Annotated in this window: 15 protein-coding genes; 3 read left to right on the top strand and 12 right to left on the bottom strand. The window is 70.9% G+C overall.

Annotated features, from left to right (window positions below; genetic code table 11):
- Positions 1-5: 5 nt before the first annotated feature.
- Complete coding sequence (locus tag JOD63_RS11960) at positions 6-2,480, top strand: CHAT domain-containing protein (protein WP_045274303.1); 2,475 nt, start codon at positions 6-8, stop codon at positions 2,478-2,480.
- 234 nt (positions 2,481-2,714) lie between these two features.
- Here the strand turns inward: JOD63_RS11960 and JOD63_RS11955 are convergent, their stop codons facing one another.
- Positions 2,715-3,464 (bottom strand): LysR substrate-binding domain-containing protein, encoded by a 750-nt coding sequence (locus JOD63_RS11955; protein ID WP_052682296.1) that lies wholly within the window; start codon positions 3,462-3,464, stop codon positions 2,715-2,717.
- Between the two features lie 38 nt (positions 3,465-3,502).
- Between JOD63_RS11955 and JOD63_RS11950 the strand changes: the two genes are divergently transcribed.
- Positions 3,503-3,898: a DUF1304 domain-containing protein gene (locus JOD63_RS11950; protein ID WP_045274315.1), complete on the top strand. Its 396-nt coding sequence runs from the start codon at positions 3,503-3,505 to the stop codon at positions 3,896-3,898.
- Between the two features lie 18 nt (positions 3,899-3,916).
- Here the strand turns inward: JOD63_RS11950 and JOD63_RS11945 are convergent, their stop codons facing one another.
- The 4 genes from JOD63_RS11945 to JOD63_RS11930 form a co-directional block, all read right to left on the bottom strand.
- Positions 3,917-4,498 (bottom strand): thermonuclease family protein, encoded by a 582-nt coding sequence (locus JOD63_RS11945; protein ID WP_211088105.1) that lies wholly within the window; start codon positions 4,496-4,498, stop codon positions 3,917-3,919.
- A 61-nt stretch (positions 4,499-4,559) separates the two neighbouring features.
- A complete protein-coding gene (locus JOD63_RS11940; RefSeq protein ID WP_045274305.1) occupies positions 4,560-4,967 on the bottom strand; it encodes an LbetaH domain-containing protein in 408 nt (135 codons plus the stop codon).
- Positions 4,968-5,104: 137 nt separating this feature from the next.
- Positions 5,105-6,511 (bottom strand): aspartate aminotransferase family protein, encoded by a 1,407-nt coding sequence (locus tag JOD63_RS11935; RefSeq protein ID WP_045274306.1) that lies wholly within the window; start codon positions 6,509-6,511, stop codon positions 5,105-5,107.
- 127 nt (positions 6,512-6,638) lie between these two features.
- On the bottom strand, positions 6,639-8,204 hold the full coding sequence (locus tag JOD63_RS11930; RefSeq protein ID WP_211088104.1) for a CoA-acylating methylmalonate-semialdehyde dehydrogenase: 1,566 nt from the start codon (positions 8,202-8,204) through the stop codon (positions 6,639-6,641).
- 140 nt (positions 8,205-8,344) lie between these two features.
- Here JOD63_RS11930 and JOD63_RS11925 point away from each other — a divergent pair, with 140 nt between their 5' ends.
- Positions 8,345-9,955, top strand: a complete 1,611-nt coding sequence (locus JOD63_RS11925; protein WP_245618003.1) for a PucR family transcriptional regulator — start codon at positions 8,345-8,347, stop codon at positions 9,953-9,955.
- 297 nt (positions 9,956-10,252) lie between these two features.
- Here JOD63_RS11925 and JOD63_RS11920 read toward each other — a convergent pair whose 3' ends face one another.
- The 7 genes from JOD63_RS11920 to JOD63_RS11890 all read right to left on the bottom strand — a co-directional run bounded on the left by JOD63_RS11920 (position 10,253) and on the right by JOD63_RS11890 (position 18,248).
- A complete protein-coding gene (locus JOD63_RS11920; RefSeq protein ID WP_045275901.1) occupies positions 10,253-10,603 on the bottom strand; it encodes a cupin domain-containing protein in 351 nt (116 codons plus the stop codon).
- Positions 10,600-12,036, bottom strand: a complete 1,437-nt coding sequence (locus JOD63_RS11915) for an NAD(P)/FAD-dependent oxidoreductase (protein ID WP_045275902.1) — start codon at positions 12,034-12,036, stop codon at positions 10,600-10,602. Before JOD63_RS11915 ends, JOD63_RS11920 begins: the two co-directional genes overlap by 4 nt.
- A 115-nt stretch (positions 12,037-12,151) precedes the next feature.
- The gene (locus JOD63_RS11910; protein ID WP_045275903.1) at positions 12,152-13,807 is read right to left on the bottom strand and encodes an amidohydrolase; all 1,656 of its coding nucleotides are present in this window, start codon (positions 13,805-13,807) and stop codon (positions 12,152-12,154) included.
- A gap of 13 nt (positions 13,808-13,820) precedes the next feature.
- Positions 13,821-14,738 (bottom strand): ABC transporter permease, encoded by a 918-nt coding sequence (locus JOD63_RS11905; RefSeq protein WP_307803166.1) that lies wholly within the window; start codon positions 14,736-14,738, stop codon positions 13,821-13,823.
- On the bottom strand, positions 14,735-15,673 hold the full coding sequence (locus JOD63_RS11900) for an ABC transporter permease (RefSeq protein ID WP_045275904.1): 939 nt from the start codon (positions 15,671-15,673) through the stop codon (positions 14,735-14,737). Before JOD63_RS11900 ends, JOD63_RS11905 begins: the two co-directional genes overlap by 4 nt.
- Complete coding sequence (locus JOD63_RS11895; protein WP_045275905.1) at positions 15,666-16,850, bottom strand: ABC transporter substrate-binding protein; 1,185 nt, start codon at positions 16,848-16,850, stop codon at positions 15,666-15,668. Before JOD63_RS11895 ends, JOD63_RS11900 begins: the two co-directional genes overlap by 8 nt.
- A 231-nt stretch (positions 16,851-17,081) precedes the next feature.
- Positions 17,082-18,248 (bottom strand): ABC transporter ATP-binding protein, encoded by a 1,167-nt coding sequence (locus JOD63_RS11890; protein WP_045275906.1) that lies wholly within the window; start codon positions 18,246-18,248, stop codon positions 17,082-17,084.
- Positions 18,249-18,316 lie beyond the last annotated feature (68 nt).

Genomic DNA, 18,316 nt, shown 5'->3' with positions numbered 1-18,316 from the left:
GTCCGATGGGGACCTCCGCGGCGTCGCTGCACCGCGAGGCGGTCGATCTGGCCAATCAGGGCCGACTCGCGACCGCCGAGCGGGCGCTCGCGCGCGCCGCCGGACTGACCGACGATGCCGATCTCTCGGCGCGCATCCTCGGCACGCTGGCGGTGATCCGGGCGCGAACCGGCGACGTCGGCGAGGCGGAGCGCCTCTGCCTCGAGGCGATGGACGGCACCGGTCTGTCGCGCGAGACCGTCGCCATCCTCGAGGGGCAGATGGGGGCCATCGCCGAGTTCGCCGGCCGACTCGACGACGCCACCCTGTGGCTCGGCAGGGCGATCGCCATGACCGACGAGCCCGTGGCGCGGGCCAACATGCTCGTCAACCGCGGTCTGATCGGCATGCAGCGTCGCGACCTCGACGCCGCGGCCGACGACACCGCTGCGGCGGCGGGCATCTTCGCGGCTGCGGACAGGGCCATCGACGCAGCAGAGGCCAGACACAACCTCGGCTACATCGACCTGCTCCGCGGAGACATCGTGGCAGCCCTCAGCGAGATGACGGCCGCCCGCGCGATCATCGCCGGAGTGTCGAAGGCGAACGCGGCGATCGGCGATCTGGACCGGGCGACGGTGCTGCGCGACGCCGGCCTGACGCGTGAGGCCGAGGCCCTGCTCGCGTCGGCGGCGAAGACGTTCGGCGACACGCGGATGCCGAGGGAGCGGGCAGAGGCGGAGTTCCAGCTCGCGCGGTCGCTGCTCACCCATGATCCTCGCCGCGCCCGGCGCATCGCGCGGACCGCCGTGAGGCGCTTCGAGGCTCTGGGCAATCCGACCTGGACCGCACGTGCCGAGGCGCTGGAGATGCGCGCGGAACTCGCGGGCGGCCAGATGATGCGCGGCGGCACGCGTGTGCCGCCATCGCGGCACGTCCCCGACACGGCGGCGGTGGATCGCGTGGCCGGCGAGCTCGAGAGCCGGGGGCTGCGCACCGAGTCCGCGGCACTGCGGCTTGCTCGCCAGCTGTGGGAGGCGCGCCGGGGCCGCGCTGCCGGCCGCCGGGTGAGCATCCCCTCGACTGCGACGATGGATGTCCGACTGCTGCAGTACGAGGTGGTCGCGGCGCGTGCCGCGGTCCGCGGCCGTCATGCCGACGCCCGCCGGCACGCGGCATCCGGGCTCGACGCCCTGTTCGAGTGGCAGCGCGACTTCGGCAGCCTCGACTTGCAGACCTCGCTCATGATGCACGCCAACGGGCTGATCGGTCTGGGGCTCGAGTCCGCGGCGCGTTCGGGTCGGCCCGACGTCGTGTTCGACTGGTCGGAGCGCACGCGTCATCTGAGCTTCCAGGTCGCCCCTCTCCGGCCGCCTCCGGACGAGACTCTCGCCGATGACCTCGCCGAGCTGCGCATGCTGCGGGCCGAGCACGCGGACGGGGAGTGGCGCGCCGCCGCGCGGGTCGAAGAGCTGCAGAGCCGCGCGCGGGAGCGGCAATGGTCGTCGATGCGGTCGTCGGCGGTGCTCGGCCGCGTCTCGCTCGCCGAGGCGCAGTCCGGTCTCGGTGACGATGCGGCGATCGTCGCGTACGTCTACACGGGCGAAGGCCTCGCAGCGGTGGTCGCGACGGCTGACAGCGCGCAGCTGATGCACCTGGACGGATGGGATGGCGTGCGCGGGCTCATGTCCGGTCTCCGCGCGGATCTCGACATGGCAGCCTCGATCCCCGCGACCTCACCGCTGCGCCAGGTCGTGCGGCGTTCGCTGGACGGACGACTCGCGGCGCTGTCGCGCGCCCTCGTCGAGCCGGTGCTCCCTGCCGTGGGCTCCCGTCGCGTGGTGATCACCACGCCGGTCATCTTGAACGGCATCCCGTGGGCGATGCTGCCGGGGCTTCGCGGGCATCCGTTCACGCTTGCGGCATCCGTGTCGCGCTGGCACAGCCTTCGCGCGACGGCCGGGCGCGCGCCGTCATCAGCCGGATTCGTCATCGGCCCCCGGGTCCCACGCGCGGCCGAGGAGACGGGCCGCGCTGCCGGCTCGTGGGCGACAGCCGTCACGCTGCCGCACGCCGACATCGCGGGCACCACCGCGCTCGCCTCGCAGGTCGATGTGCTGCACATCGCCTCGCACGGCCGCCACTCGGCGGAGAACCCGATGTTCTCGGGACTCGAGCTCGCCGACGGGACCCTCTTCGGCTATGACATCGATCTGATCGAGAAGGTGCCCGAGACGGTGATCCTGTCCGCGTGCGAGGTGGGGCGCTCGTCGGTGCGCTGGGGCGAGGAAGCCGTCGGAATGACCCGCATCTGGCTGCACGCCGGCGCGCGCTGCGTCGTCGCGGCACCGGTGGTCGTCGCCGACGACGACGCGTGCGAGCTGCTCGGTGCCATGCACGAGGGCCTCGCGGCCGGGCTCGCGCCGTCGGATGCGCTGGCCGCCGCCGCCACGCAGACCGGCATCGTGGCGCCGTTCCAGGTGCACGGAGCAGGGTTCTGAAAAAGCTTCCGCGGGTGTGTATCAGGTGCTGACCCGGCCGCTCCTCTGATCATGGAACGACTCGAAACCGTGCATCACCTGGGGGCGCTGCACGGGGTGAGTGGAAGACGAATGGGGCGCGACTGGGGAGCCGCGCGTCTTCTGGGGGGCCGTTCCAGCAGGGGATGTCGCAGAGACCCAGGTCGGCGACATCCCCTGATCTTCGTTCCGGGACGGATGCCGGATGCCGGTGGTTCAGCCGCGCGACGAGTTCGCGGTGCGACCGCGCACGATGCCGACGAATGCCTCGACGGCGGGGCCGGTGCGATCGGCGACCCACGCGAGTGCGACCGGTGACACCGGCACCCCGCTCAGCGGCCGGTACTCGGTGTCTTTGCGGTGGTGGAGCCGGGCGAGCGACATCGGCACGATGACCACGCCCACGCCGGCGGCGACCGTCGCGATCGCCGCAGCGGTGTCGGCCGGTGGCGCGAATCGGGGAGCGACGGTGCCGGGGAGGTCGAGGTCGTAGACCGCGTCCTGTGGCACGATCACGACCTCGCCCGACAGATCTGCGGGGTCGAGCTCATCGCCCGCGGTGAGGTGGGAGTCCTTCGCCATGACGACGACCGGCTGCTCCTCGTAGAGGCCGATCACGTGCAGCCCGGCGCTGTCGAGCGGCAGACGCACGAGCGCGGCATCCACCTCGGCGTCCAGGAGCGCCCGTCGCTGGTCGGCGATCGAGACCGCAACGAGCTCGAGCGCCGTGTGCGGCATCCGCTCCTTCCACGTGTCGATCCACTTGCCGGGAGTCGCCCCGGGGATCGCACCGAGGGTGAAACGCGCGGGAGGGGGAGCGACGGATGCCGCCTCCGCGGGGCGCGGGGGAGTCTTCGGCTTCTTCGGCTTGGCCGCACCTGCGGCAGAGCCTTTCACCGGGGCCTTCGCCCGGATCGGCCCGCCCCGCTTCGCCGGTCGGCCTCGGGACCCGCCGCTCTTCGCCATGCCGTTCAGCGTAGCCCGGCGCTAACGTTGCGAGCATGATGGGGATCCTGGCGACCGTATTCGCGGCTCTGGCTGCGCTCCTGCACGTCTACATCTTCGTGATGGAGAGTGTGCAGTGGTCGCAGCCGAAAGTCTGGAAGCGCTTCGGCGTCGCCGACCAGCAGACCGCGGATGCGACGAAGCCGATGGCCTACAACCAGGGCTTCTACAACCTGTTCCTCGCCGTCGGCACCGCGATCGGCCTCGCACTGTACTGGGCCGGCGACGACGGGAGCACCGCGCAGGTCGCCGGCTTCACCCTCACCCTGTTCGCACTGGGGTCGATGGTCGCGGCGTCGCTCGTGCTGCTCACCTCGGGTGCGAAGTACCTGCGTCCTGCGCTCATCCAGGGCACGTTGCCGCTGCTCGGCTTCGTGCTGCTGATCTTCGCGTGATCCGAGCGGCGCCGCGGCTCAGCCGCAGGCGCCCCACCGGCCGACGCCCGCATCGACCGCCTCGGCTTCGAGCGACCGCAGCAGGGCTTCGTGCTCGGTGTTCGGCGAGTACACCTCGACGCGCGCACTGCCGCCCTCGATGAGGGCCGCGTTGATGAACTCGCCTTCGGCCGTCCAGAGGTAGAGCAGGTGCCGGCCGTACCGGTCGAGCGGGTCGACGTCGGCGGCTGCCCAGATCGTCGACCCGGCGGGCGCGAGGTCCGACAGCTGTGCGGTCGCCTCGTCGCCCCAGCATTCCACCGTCGGAGAGATCTCGGGGGTGTCGACGCCGAGCAGGCGAACGCGCGTGGAGGAGGTGTCGTTCACCACGTCGTTGGGCGTGTCGACGTGGGCCCGGAGCGTGTCGCCGTCGTGCACGCTCTCGACTGTCATCGCGAACGCGTCGTCGGGCACCGTCGAGGTCGCCGCCGCCGGCCGTGCACCCGGCGGGCTGTCCGCCGTGTCTCCGACGGTCGCCGTGGCGGTGAACAGCCAGATGGCGACCCCGATCAGCACCGCGGCGACCCCCACGATCGCCACGGTCGTGAGGGCGCGCTTCATGCCCCCACGCTAGCCGGGGTCGCTGACCTTCAGCGGGCGGCGAGGTCCACCGCGGGTGCGGTCAGGCCGCCAGTCGCAGTCCGCGCTTGTCGGTGGCGACCTTCTCGCCGTCGCCGATCGTCTGGTCATCGCCGATGAGCGAGCCTCCGGCCACGCGGGCGTCGGTGCCGACCTGGGTGCGGACGCCGATCTTCGCGCGCGCGCCGATGGCGGCACGCGGACCGATGTGCGCGTGCGGTGCGATCTCCGCGTCGGGGCCGATGACGGCATCCGTCTCGACCCACACGCCGCGACCGACGTGCGCGCCGGCGGCGATCTGAACCCCCGGTTCGACATACGCACCCGCCTCGATGACGGCGGTCGGGTGCACCTTCGCGCCGTGCGCGATCAGGCCTCGACCGTTGACGTGCTTGCGGTAACGCAGCGTCTCGCCGTGGTCGTTCTCGATGTCGATGTAGTTCTTACCCACGATCCCCTCCTGCAACGCACCTGGCGCTGAGTACAGGAATAACCGGAACCCCCGCCGTTTCATTCCCGTGCATCCGTTCTTCGGGTGCACAGGTTGTTCGAGACGGCGGGGGCTTCGGATTGCCCGGTTCGGCGGGTTCAGCGCACCAGTTCGTCGGCGTGCGAGAGGGCGCGGTCGATCACGTCGAGACCGCGCGTCAGTTCGGCTTCGGAGATGACCAGCGGCGGGGCGACGTGCACGCGGTTGAAGTGCGTGAACGGCCAGACGCCGTCGCGCTTGCACGCTGCGGCGATCGCGGCCATCGGCGCGGCATCCGCCCCTGCCGCGTTGAACGGCACGAGCTGCTCGCGGGTGTCGCGGTCCTTCACGAGCTCGATCGCCCAGAACAGGCCGAGGCCGCGCACATCGCCGATCGACGGATGCCGCGTGGCCATCTCGCGCAGGCGCGGCTCGACCACGCGCGATCCGAGGTCGCGCACCCGCTCGAGGATGCCGTCGCGCTCGAACACCTCGAACGTGGCGACGCCGGCCGCGCACGCGAGCGGATGCCCCGAGTACGTGAGCCCGCCGGGGAACGCGACCGTGTCGAAGTGGGAGGCGATCCGCTGCGAGATCACCACACCGCCGAGCGGAACGTAGCCGGAGTTCACGCCCTTGGCGAAGGTGATGAGGTCGGGCTGCACGTCGAACGCCTGGAATGCGAACCACTCGCCCACCCGGCCGAAGCCCACCATGACCTCGTCGGCGATGTAGACGATGCCGTACCTGTCGCACAGCTCACGGACGCCCACGAGGTAGCCCGGGGGCGGCACGAGCACGCCGTTGGTGCCGACGATCGTCTCGATGATGATCGCGGCGATCGTCGACGCACCCTCGAGCACGATCGTCTGCTCGAGGTGCTCCAGGGCGCGCTGGGTCTCCTCCTCGGCGTTCGCGGAGTGGAACGCCGAGCGGTACGGGTACGGTCCGAAGAACTTCGCCACCGAGCCGTCGGCCGGCTCGTTCGGCCAGCGGCGCGGGTCGCCGGTGAGCGAGATCGCCGTCGTGGTGTTGCCGTGATAGCTGCGGTACATCGACAGCACCTTGCGCCGGCCGGTGACCAGGCGCGCCATGCGCACCGCGTTCTCATTCGCGTCGGCACCGCCGTTCGTGAAGAACACCTTCTCGAACCCGTCGCCGGCCACCTCGGCGATGCGCCGGGCGAGCTCGCCGCGCACGTCGTTCGCCATCGCGGGCTGCACGGTCGACAGGCGCCCCGCCTGCCGCTGGATGGCGGCGACGAGATCGGGATGCTGGTGCCCGAGGTTCAGGTTCACCAGCTGCGAGCTGAAGTCGAGGTACGCGTTGCCGGCGTAGTCCCAGAACGTCGCGCCTTCGCCGGTGGCGATGGGCAGCGGGTCGATCACGGCCTGCGCGCTCCACGAGTGGAACACGTGGCTGCGGTCGTCGGCGCGCACACGCGCGTCGGCCTCGAGGTCGGGAAGCGCGCGGATGGTCCCGGCCGGGTCGGTGTAGACGGCGTCGCTCGAGAGCGTGTCGGTCATGAGGGAGTCCTCCTGGTATCGCGGCCGTTGAGCGAGCGAGGAACGAGCGAGACGAAACGCAGCGTGGTGCGGACGACGCTGGCGGAGTCTTGTCTCCGTTCTGTCGCTCGACTACCGGGTCATCGGGTCAGTGGTTCTGGGGGAAGCCGAGGTTGATGCCGGTGTTCTCGGAGTGGTGGCGGGTGGCGGGGTCGAGCCAGCGGGCGGTGATGGCCTTCTCGCGGGTGAAGAAGTCGAAGCCGTGCACGCCGTAGGCCTTCGCGTCGCCGAACAGCGACTGCTTCCAGCCGCCGAACGAGTGGTAGGCGACCGGGACGGGGATCGGAACGTTGATGCCGATCATGCCGACCTGCACCTCGTTCTGGAACCGGCGGGCCGCGCCGCCGTCGTTGGTGAAGATCGCGGTGCCGTTGCCGAACTGACCGGAGTTGATCAGGTCGAGTCCCTCCTCGTACGACTGCACGCGGACCACCGAGAGGACGGGCCCGAAGATCTCCTCCTGGTACGCACGCGACGTGGTGGGGATGTCGTCGATCAGGGTGGGGCCGAAGAAGAATCCGTCCTCGTGCCCGTCGACCTGGAAGCCCCGGCCGTCGACGACGATCTTCGCGCCGTCCGCCTCGGCGATGTCGACGTACGAGGAGACCTTGTCGCGGTGCACGTCGGTGATCAGCGGCCCCATGTCGGGCTCCACACCGTCGACCCCGGCGCCGTTGCCGATCCGGAGTCGGCCGATGCGGTCGGTGATCTTGGCGATCAGGTCGTCGGCGACCGGTTCCACGGCGAGCACCACGCTGATGGCCATGCACCGTTCCCCGGCGGCACCGTACCCGGCGTTCACGGCCTGGTCGGCGACGAGGTCGAGGTCGGCGTCGGGGAGGACGAGCATGTGGTTCTTCGCACCGCCGAGCGCCTGCACCCGCTTGCCGTGACGGGACGCGGTCTCGTAGATGTACTGCGCGATCGGCGTCGACCCGACGAACGAGATCGACTGCACGTCGGGGCTCGTGAGCAGTCCATCGACGGCGAGCTTGTCGCCCTGCAGCACCGTGAACACCCCGGCCGGCAGACCGGCCTCGGCCCACAGCCGTGCGAGCCACAGCGCGGCCGACGGGTCCTTCTCGCTCGGCTTGAGGACGACCGCGTTGCCCGCGGCGATCGCGATCGGGAAGAACCACATCGGCACCATCGCGGGGAAGTTGAACGGGGAGATGACCCCGACCACCCCGAGCGGCTGCTTGGTGGAGTACACGTCGATGCCGCTGGACGCGTTCTCCGAGTAGGCGCCCTTGATCAGGTGCGGGAACCCGGTCGCGAGTTCGACGACCTCCTGACCGCGCAGGATCTCACCCATCGCGTCGGAGAGCACCTTGCCGTGCTCCGAGGTCAGGATCGCGGCGAGCTCGCCCTTGCGGGAGTTCAGCAGCTCCCGGAACGCGAACAGCACCGTCTGCCGCTTCGCGATCGAGTAGTCCTTCCACACCTCGAACCCGGCCTTCGCCGACGCGATCGCCGCAGCGATCTCCGCCTCGTCCGCCAACGCGACCCGCGCCTGCACCGCACCCGTCGCCGGGTCGAACACAGGAGCCGTCCGCCCCGACTGCGACGCACGCTCATCGCCATCGATCCAATGGGGGATCACGCGCACCTCTGCGACGGTCTCGGGGGCAACGGCGGTTTCGGCGGTCGTCATGGTGGGTCCTTTCGGTCCGGACAGATCGTTCGGCATCATCTAGGCTGGCGTGATCCCAGTGTTACAGAGCAGAAGAGGCGGCTTCGATGGCTAGGCGTCGCGAAGATGGGTCATTCCATACGGATCGTCCGACAGGACGCGTGACCCATGAGACGCTGCCGACGGTGCGCGAGGTGATCGCCCTCGAGGCCGTCGCCGACGGCGTTCCCGAAGTGCTGGTCGGCGACGACGCGCTCGACGAACGCGTGCGCTGGCTGCACGTCTCCGACAGCGCGGGCGTCGCCCGGCTCCTCGACGGCGGCGAGCTGCTGCTGTCGACCGGCTCGGCCTGGCCGGAGGATCCCGCCGACCTGCGCCGCTTCATCGGAGAGCTGTCGGATGCCGGCCTCTCGGCGCTCGTGCTCGAGCTCGGCACCCACTACCGGTACGTTCCCGCAGTCGTGCAGCAGGCGGCCGCCGAGCGCGGGCTCGCACTCGTGGTGCTCCACCGCGAGGTGAAGTTCGTCGCGCTGACGGAGGCGGTGCACAGCCGCATCATCGCGGGGCAGACCGATGCGCTCCGCGCCCGCGACGAGGTGCGTGAACGGTTCACCGCGCTCGCGCTGCGCGGAGCGCCGGCGGACTTCATCGTGCACCAGCTCGCCCAGACGCTCTCGGCCCCCGTCGTGCTCGAGAACCTCGCGCACGAGGTCGTGGCGGCCGAGGTGCCGCTCGCCGGCGAGGAGGAGCTCTTCCACGAGTGGGAGCTGCGGTCGCGGTCTGCGCACCGCCGCGATGAGCAGCGCCGGTCGCGCGGGATCGCGCCCGGGCCCGACGACTGGCGCATCGTTCCGGTCGAGGCGCGCGGCATCCGCTGGGGGAACCTCATCGCCCTCCCCGGCCCTCCGCACGCCGCCGGACGCACCGCCGTGCTCGAGCAGGGGGCGATCGCCCTCGCCGTCGGCCGCCTCGCCGACGGCGATGTCGACGAATGGGGTCGGATCGGGCGTCGCCGTCTCGTCGACGGACTGCTCGCCGGCCGGTTCGCCGGCACCGGCGGAGCGGCTGCGCGACTCGAGGCCGCAGGACTGCCGCTGAGATCGGCTCGGCTGTACGGCATGGTGATCTCGGGCGCCGCAGTGGCGGTCACAGCCGCAGACGCCGCGGTGCGTTCGATGCGCGGGCGGGCGCTGGTCGGCTCGGCGCCCGACGGTGTCGTGGCGCCGGCCGCCGCGGTGCTGCTGTCGCTGCCGGCCGACGCGGACTTCTCCGACGCGGTCGCCCTCGACTTCACCCGCGCGCTGCTCGACCCGGCCGCCGACGCCGACCGGGTGACGGTCTCGGTCGGCCGCGCTGCGAACGACCTCGACTCCGCGCTGCTGTCGCTCCACGAGGCTGTCGACCTCGCGCGCGGCAGACGCCGACGCGCCGTCCGCGGGCCGCACCTGCGGCGGGCCGAGAACCGGCCGCTCGTGCAGCTGGTCACCGCGCTGCGCGACGACCACCGCGTACTCGAGCACGGGGAGCGGATGCTCGCACCCCTGATCGTGCACGACCTGCAGCGCTCTGGCGACCTCCTGGATGTGCTCGAGGCCATGCTCGCCCACCCCGGCAACCGCACGGCCGCGGCATCCGCGTCGCACCTCTCTCGTTCGGTGTTCTACCAGCGCATCGCCCTCATCGAGGAACTGCTCGGCGTAGACCTCGACGACGGCGAGACGCAGACGGCGCTGCACCTCGCGCTGCTCGTTCGGCGGTCCGCCGGGCGCTGAGGCGTTTCGTCTCGCTCCGCTCGCTCAACGACCGGAGGACTGGCTCCGCTCGCTCGACGACCGGAGGACTGGGCTCGGTCGTTGAGCGAGGAGCGCAGCGACGAGACGAAACGCGCAGCACCGGCTCAGAGCGCCAGGTGCTGAGGCGTTTCGTCTCGCTCCGCTCGCTCGACGGCCGGGGGTCGGGCTCTGCTCGCTCGGCGGCCGGGGGTCGGGCTCTGCTCGCTCAGCGGCCGGAGGACGGGCTCGGTCGTTGAGCGAGGAGCGCAGCGACGAGACGAAACGCGCGGCACCGACTCAGAGCGCCAGGTAGACCTTCCGCAGCGTGTCGCGCACCGTCCACCGCGTGCTCATCCCCGCGGCCAGCCGCACGACCGATCCGGGGCCGAGCTCGATCGCCGGCAGGGCGGGCTCGTCGAACTCGACAGTGGCCGAACCCGCGAGCACGACGAACAGCTCATCGGCCTCGACGTCGCGCATGCCGCCGGCCGACATCTCCCAGACGCCCACCTCGGCTCCGGCGAACGCGCCGAGCTCGACCACGCCGGTGGTCGGCGCGCCCGAGGTGGCCGCGTCGGCGGCGACCGGCTCATGCGCGAGGCCGAGGGCCGCGGCATCCGTCACCTCACCGGGCTCGAGCGTGCTCACGAGTCGAATCCGAGGCCGAGGGCGTCGAGGGTGCGCAGCAGCAGGTTGCGACGCCCCTCGCTGTGGTCGGCACGGTCGAGCGACCAGCGCGTCGCGTTGATGCCGATCGCCGCGGCGGGCTCGGGCGGGAACGGCAGCGGGCGCTTGCGCACCATCTCGAGCTCGGTGCGCTCGGTCTTCTCGCCCGCGAGCAGGTCGAGCATCACGTCGCCCGCGAACCGGGTCGCGGCGACGCCGAGTCCGGTGAAGCCGGCGGCGTACGCCACACGCCCCGCGCGCGCGGTGCCGAAGAAGGCGCAGAACTGGGTCGAGGTGTCGATCGCGCCGGCCCACCGGTGCGTGAAGCGCAGGCCCTCGAGCTGCGGGAACGTCGTGAAGAAGTGGCTCGCGAGCGTGCGGAACGACTCCGGGCGGTTCTCGTAGTCTTCGCGGATGCGGCGCCCGTAGTGATAGACGGCGTCGTAGCCGCCGTAGAGGATGCGGTTGTCGGCGCTCAGCCGGTAGTAGTGGAACTGGTTGGCGAGGTCGCTGATGCCCTGCCTGTCGTTCCACCCGACAGCTGCGAGCTGCTCGTCGGTCAGCGGCTCGGTCATGAGCGCGTAGTCGTAGACCGGCACGGTCATGAGTCGGTTGCGCTTGAGCAGCGACGGGAAGACGTTGGTGGCGAGGGCGACGCGCTTCGCGGTGATGCGACCGCGCAGGGTGACGACCTTCACGGCGCCCGCCACGTCGTCGAGGGCGTGCACGGGCGACGCCTCGTGGATCACGACCCCCGCCTCCTCGGCGGCAGTCGCGAGTCCCGAGACGAGCTTTCCGGGGTGGACCAGCGCGTTCGTCTCCGTCTCCCACACGGCGCCGAGGTATGCCGGCGACGCGACCGTCGCGCGGGTCGCGGCTTCGTCGAGCCTCACCAGCGAGCGGTCGCCGCGCGAGGTCGCCTCGTCGACCCACTCGTCGAGCCAGGCGAGCTGGTGCGGCTCGGTGGCGACCGAGAGGGCTCCGACGCGCTCCCAATCGGCGTCGATGCCGTGGGCGGCGATGTCTTCGCCCATGCCGTCGAGGTTGGCCAGGCCCAGCCGGTCGAGGCGGTCGATCTCGTCGGGCCAGCGGTTGACTCCGTTGTCGCGCCCATGCGTCAGGCTCGCCTCGCAGAAGCCGCCGTTGCGCCCCGACGCGGCCCAGCCCACACGCTTGGCCTCGAGCACGACCACGCGCGCATCCGGATCCCGGCGCTTCGCGAGCAGCGCCGTCCACAGGCCGGTGTAGCCGCCGCCCACGATCACGAGGTCTGCCGTCGACTCTCCGGCGTAGGGCGGGCGCGGCTCGACCCCGGGGAGGTCGTCGAGCCAGAACACGCTCTGCCGCGTGCCCGAGAGGCTCTGGTCGATGACGGATGCTGCCGGCCGCTGTCGTTCGTAGACGGTGGTGCCCACGGGTATCACTTCCCTGTCGTGTCGGTGCTTCGATCCTGCGGCCTCGCGGCGCCGAGGTACAGGTGTCGCGCGCGTCACAACGTCGGAGTTCTGCGCCGGATCGGACGGACTGGACTCAGGCATCGCCGGCGGCGAACACGCGCTCGCCTTCGACGAACGTCTGCAGCACGCGCGTGGCGCCGATCCGATCGGCGGGCCCGGCGAACGGATCGCGGTCGAGCACCGCGAGGTCGGCGAACTTGCCGGCCTCGATCGTGCCGGTGACGTGGTCGAGGTGGTTCACCCACGCCGATCCGGCGGTGTACGCGGTGAGCGACGTGGCGAGGTCGATCGCCTGCTCGGGGAGGAACGGGTCGTAGTCGCCCTCCTCGTGGCCGGGCGCCGCGGTGCGGTTGACCGCCGTGTGGATCGCGGCGAGCGGGTCGGGGGTCGACACCGACCAGTCGCTGCCGGCGGCGAGCACCGCGCCCGAGCGCAGCAGGTCGCCGAACGGATACTGCCAGGCGCTGCGCGGATCGCCGAGGAAGGGCAGGGTGAGGTCGACCATCTGCGGCTCGAGCGTAGCCCAGTACGACTGCATGTTCGCGGCGACACCGAGATCGCGGAAACGCGGGATGTCTTCGGGGTGCACCACCTGGATGTGGGCGATGTGGTGCCGGTTGTCGCTGCGGCCGTTGCGCGCGATCGCGTTCTCCACCGCATCGAGGCATTCGCGCACGGCCCGGTCGCCGATCGCGTGGAAGTGCACCTGGAACCCCGCGGCATCCAGCAGCGGCACCGCTTCGTTGAGCACGTCGGGAGCGACGAACGAGATGCCCGAGTTGTCGGTCGGGTGCCCGTGCCCGTCGCCGTACGGCTCGAGCATCGCCGCGGTGAAGTTCTCGGCGACGCCGTCCTGCATGATCTTGATGCTCGTGGCCGCGAAGCGGCCGCCGCGGTAGCGGGCGCGCCGCTCGATGAGCGACGGGATCTGCTCCAGGCCCTTCGTGCGGTCCCACCAGATCGCGCCGACCACGCGCGCCGTCAGCGTTCCGGCTTCGGCTGCGGCGAGATAGGCAGGACCCGGGTCGCCCGCATCGCCGTACGGGCCGACGATCGCGTCCTGCCACGCAGTGATCCCGAAGGAGTGCAGGTAGCGCTGGCCGACGAGCAGTGCCTCGGTGAGGCGGCTCAGCGGCTCCTCGGGGAGGTGCCGGTTGACGAGCGACATCGCGCCCTCGTGGAGGGTGCCCGACGGGGTGCCGTCAGGGCCGCGTTCGATGCGGCCGTCGGCGGGGTCGGGGGTGTCGCGGTCGATGCCCGCGAGGCGGAGGGCGGCGGAGTTCACCCACGCGCCGTGGCCGTCGCGATTGGGGAAGAAGGCGGGGCGATCCGGCACGACGGTGTCGAGTGCTGCCGCGGTCGGCGTGCCGCCCGGGAACGCCGACATCTGCCACCCGCCGCCGAGCACCCATGCGTCATCGGGATGCGCGGCGGCGAAGGCGCCGATGGTGTCGAGGTACTGGGCAGCGGTCGCCTGCTCCGACAGATCGCAGCGCAGCATGTCGAGTCCGCCCCAGACCGGATGAACGTGCGCGTCCTGGAACCCCGGGACGAGCATCCGTCCCCGAAGGTCGACCACCTCGGTCGACGGCCCGATCAGATCGTCGAGGTCGCCCGGGCTCACGGCGACGATGCGGCCGCCCGCGACGGCGACCGCCCGGGCGCGTGACCGCACCGTGTCGGCGGTGAAGACGGGCCCGCCCGTGAAGACGAGGTCGGCGTGGGTCATCGGCACCTCCGGGTCAGCCGCCGGTCATCGTGCGGGCGATCTGCGTGGCGGAGTCGCCCGCACGCTTGAGCACGAGCGCGACGAGGGCCAGGGCCACGAGCGTGAGCAGAAGCATCACGGTCGACACGGCAGCGATCTCGGGCCTCAGCCCCGAACGCACCGCGCTCAGCACGTACACCGGCCACGGGGTGGTGCCCGAGACCTGCACGAAGGCGGCGATGATCGTGTTGTCGAGGCTGAGTGTGAACGCGAGCAGGAATCCGGCGAGCACGGCGGGCATCGCGAGGGCCAGCGTCACCCGACGGAACGTCGTGACCGGCTTCGCGTACAGGTCGCCCGACGCCTCTTCGAGGTTCGCGTCCATGCCGACCAGGCGCGCCCGCACGATGTACGACACGACAGCCGTCGCGAACAGCGACGAGCCCACCGACAGGCGCACGATGCCGTCGTTGAAGATGCCGATGCCGAGATCCTGGCCGAGGAACACCATGAACGGCAGCAGGGCGACCGCGTCGACGATCTCGGGCGTCACCGAGACCAGCAGCAGCAGGCCCAGGAACCACCACACCCACTTGCCCGGATGCCGCGCCATCGCGATGCCCGCGAGGGTGCCGAGCACCGTGGCGATCACCGCGGCGATGAGCGCCGTGATGAGCGACACCCGCACGGCGCTCTGGATGGCGGGCTTGTCGAGGATCGTGGCGAAGGCGTCGAACCCGAACCCGTCCCACGACACCAGCAGGCGCCCGGTGTTGAACGAGTAGATGATGATCACGATGATCGGCGCGAAGAGGAAGAGCATGACGAGCACGCCCCACACGCCGAACGCCACGTCCGACCACGGTCGCTTCGCGCGGCGCAGGTTCTTCGGGGCGCGCGAAGCGGGCGCCTCGTCCTGACGCAGCAGGGTCTCGGTCAGCGTCTCGGTCACGTCGTCACCTCCACGGGAGCTGCCGCGGGCGCGGCATCCGTCTTCGTCGTCTCGGTTCCGAGCACGAGGCGGTTGTGCGAGCGGAACGGCAGGGCGATCAGCCAGATGATGACGCCGGCGATCGCGATCGTCAGGGTGATCACGAGCATGAGCAGCACCGCCATGGCGGAGCCGAGCGCCCAGTTCTGCGCGGTCTGGAACTGGCTCGCCACGAGCTGGCCGACCATGTTGCCCTTCGCGCCGCCGAGCACCGTCGCGGTGATGTAGTCGCCCATGAGCGGGATGAACACCAGCAGCACGCCGGCGATGATGCCGGGCTGAGACAGCGGCAGGGTGACCCGGAAGAACGTGACGAGCTTGCCCGCGCCGAGGTCCTTCGACGCCTCGCGCAGCGCCGGACCCACGCGGTCGAACGCGACGAACAGGGGGAGGATCATCAGCGGCAGGTAGTTGTAGACCACGCCGATGAGCACCGCGGTGCGGGTGTAGAGCAGCTCGAGCGGCCCGTCGATGACGCCGATGCCCTGCAGGATCTGCGACAGTCCGCCCTCGGGCGACAGGATCACCTGCCACCCGATCGTGCGCACCAGGAAGTTCGTCCAGAACGGCACGAGTACGAGGGCGATGAGGATGCCGCGCCGCTCCGGCTTCACCTTGAACGCCATCCAGTACGCCACCGGCGCACCGATCAGGAAGCACAGGATGGTGCCGAGCACACCCACCCACAGGGTGTTCTGGAAGGTCGCGAAGAACGTCGGCGACATCGCCTCGACGTACCGGTCGAACGAGAGGATGTCGTTCGCGTGGGTGCCGAAGATGCCCGGCTTGTAGCCGAAGCTGAACCAGATGACCATCCCCACCGGGGCGACGAAGAACACCAGCAGCCACACCCACGCCGGAACGGCGAGGAGGGGACCGGGCGAGGTTCTACGCACCGGCGGCGGCCTTCATCTCGGTCCAGATGTCGACGCGCACGGTCTGCGAGTCGTTGAGCTCCTGCTCGTGCATCGCGGCGAGCTGGTCCTCGCTGAAGAAGATGAGCTCCGGCAGCTCGAGGCCGTTGTCGGTCGCCGCCTGCTGCATGTCGGCGCCGCCGACGTTGTAGCCGATGTAGTCGAGGTTCAGGTAGAGGTTCTCGGGCGTCATCGAGTGGTTGATGAAGGCGTGGGCTGCCTCGGGGTGGGGTGCGCCGGCCGCGATCGCCCAGTTGTCCATCCACAGCTCGGTCTGCGGTCCGGGCAGCACCCACTGCCAGCGGTCGGGGTCGCTCGACTCGAGGATGCCCAGGCGCGCGTCGCCGTTCCACGCCTGCATCAGCACCTGGGTGCCCTGCGGGATCGCGTTCGTGCCGGGGTACGAGTCGAACGCCGAGATGTGCGGGGCGATCTCGTCGACGAGGAACGCGCGGCAGGCCTCGAGCTCGTCGGGGTCGGTCGTGTTCCAGTCCGTGTCGTTCGCCCAGAAGTACGAGCCGATGATGCCGGCCGGGTCGTCGGACATGCTGGTCTTGCCGCTCGCCTCGTTCTGCGCCGCGTCGAAGAAGTCGGCCCAGGTCGTGAGCTCCCGCGTGATGACCGTCTTGTCGTAGACGTACCCGGTCGTGCCCCACGCCTTGCACACGGAGTAGTCGTTGCTCGGATCCCAGGCCCGGCCGAGAGCCGTCGGGTCCATGTTCGCCAGGTTCGGGAGCAGGTCCTTGTTGAACTTCGTGAGCAGGCCGTTCTCGATCATCTGCGGGATGAACACCCCCGTCGGCACGACGATGTCGTAGCCCGAGGTGCCCTTCGCCGCGATCAGCTTGGCGATGAGCTCCTCGTTCGACGAGTACGAGTCGAGCGTCACCTTCGGGCCGAGCTCGCTCGTGAACGAAGAGACGACGTCGGGCGAGTCGTAGTCGCCCCACGTGTACACCGACAGGCTGTCTTCCAGCTCTCCGCCGTCGGCCTGTGCCTCGGGGGTGCTGCCGCCCCCGGGCGCACAGGCGGCGAGAACGGCGGTGCCGCCGGCGAGGGCGGCGAGGCTGAGGAAGCCGCGACGCGACAGGTCGCGGGCGATGCGCGGTGCCGCGCTCTCGGGAACGAGGATGCGGAGCGGATTGCGGGACTCGGTCATCGGTGTCTCCTGGTCGGGTCGGAGCCGGTGGCGGCGGTGCGGGTGGGGCTCGGGACGGATGCTGCGGTGCGGGGTACTGCGGTGGTGCGGGTGGTGCGGTCTTGCCGATCGTGCGGGTGGTGCGGTCTTGCGGATCGTGCGGGTGGTGCGGTCTGGCGGGCGGCGGGGCAGCGGTCCGGCAGGTGCCGGGCGTGCTCCCCGGCGTCGATGCGGGTCGCGGTGGCGGTCGGATCAGGCCGTCGGCGGGGCGATGTACCCGCCCTCTTCGGCCGCGGCGTCGCTGGGGAACAGCAGCACGTGGTGAGCGGCCCAGGTGCACAGCACGGCGTCACCCACGCGCAGCGTCGGCGCATCGGGCGTCGGGCGTCGCACGATGAGGCTCTGATCGGCGCCGAGGCGCACGAGGAACTGCATCGTGTCGCCGAGGTGCGACACACCGATGAGCTCGCCGCGGGCGCTGTTCGCCTCGGGCGCGGACCCGGCCGCGGCATCCTTCTCGATCGCGATGTACTCGGGGCGCACTGCCGCCTCGCCCTGCGCGATGCCGCCGAGCACCGGGCCGGCTGCGCGGACGAGGGCGTTCGCCCCCACCACGGCGGCGCCGCCCTCGGAGACCGCGCCGCGGAAGAAGTTCTGCTGACCCACGAACGCCGCCACGTACGCCGAGGCAGGCCGCGCGTACACCGTGTCGGCGTCGGCGAGCTGCTCGATGCGGCCGGCTCGCATGATCGCGATGCGGTCGCTCATCGAGAGGGCCTCGCCCTGGTCGTGGGTGACGAAGACGAACGTGATGCCCAGACGCGCCTGCAGGAGCTTCAGCTCGAGCTGCATCTCTTCGCGCAGCTGCCGGTCGAGTGCGCCCAGCGGCTCGTCGAGGAGGAGCACGGCGGGGCGGTTGACCAGGGCGCGGGCGAGGGCGATGCGCTGCTGCTGGCCGCCCGACAGCTGCGTGGGCTTGCGGTCGCCGAAACGCCGCATCTGCACGAGATCGAGCGCCTCGGTCACGCGCTCGCGCACCTCGGACTTGGGTGTTCGGCGCTGCTGCAGGCCGTACGCGACGTTCTCGGCGACGCTCAGGTGCGGGAAGAGCGCGTACGCCTGGAAGACGGTGTTGACGTCGCGGCGGTACGGCGGGGCCGAGAGCACCGAAGCACCCGAGATGCGGATGTCGCCCGCGTCGGGGTGCTCGAAGCCGGCGATCATGCGCAGGGTGGTCGTCTTGCCGCATCCCGACGGGCCGAGCAGGGAGATGAACTCGCCCGGCTCGATGTTCAGCGACAGGTCGTCGACCGCGAGCTGGTCGCCGTAGTACTTCGTGATCCCCTCGAGGATGACGCCGCCGCGTCCGTCGGTGGTGGACGTGATCGCGTGCGGGTCCGCGTCGATGGCCGTGGTCACCTGATGTGGTCCTCCCGTTCGGGTTCCGCGCGACGTTGCGCGGACGGTGGATGTGTACGGGAATTCAA

Origin of the sequence: Microbacterium terrae (assembly GCF_017831975.1) — a bacterium.
Lineage (GTDB): Bacteria > Actinomycetota > Actinomycetes > Actinomycetales > Microbacteriaceae > Microbacterium > Microbacterium terrae.
This window is presented reverse-complemented; position numbering and strand designations above follow the sequence as displayed.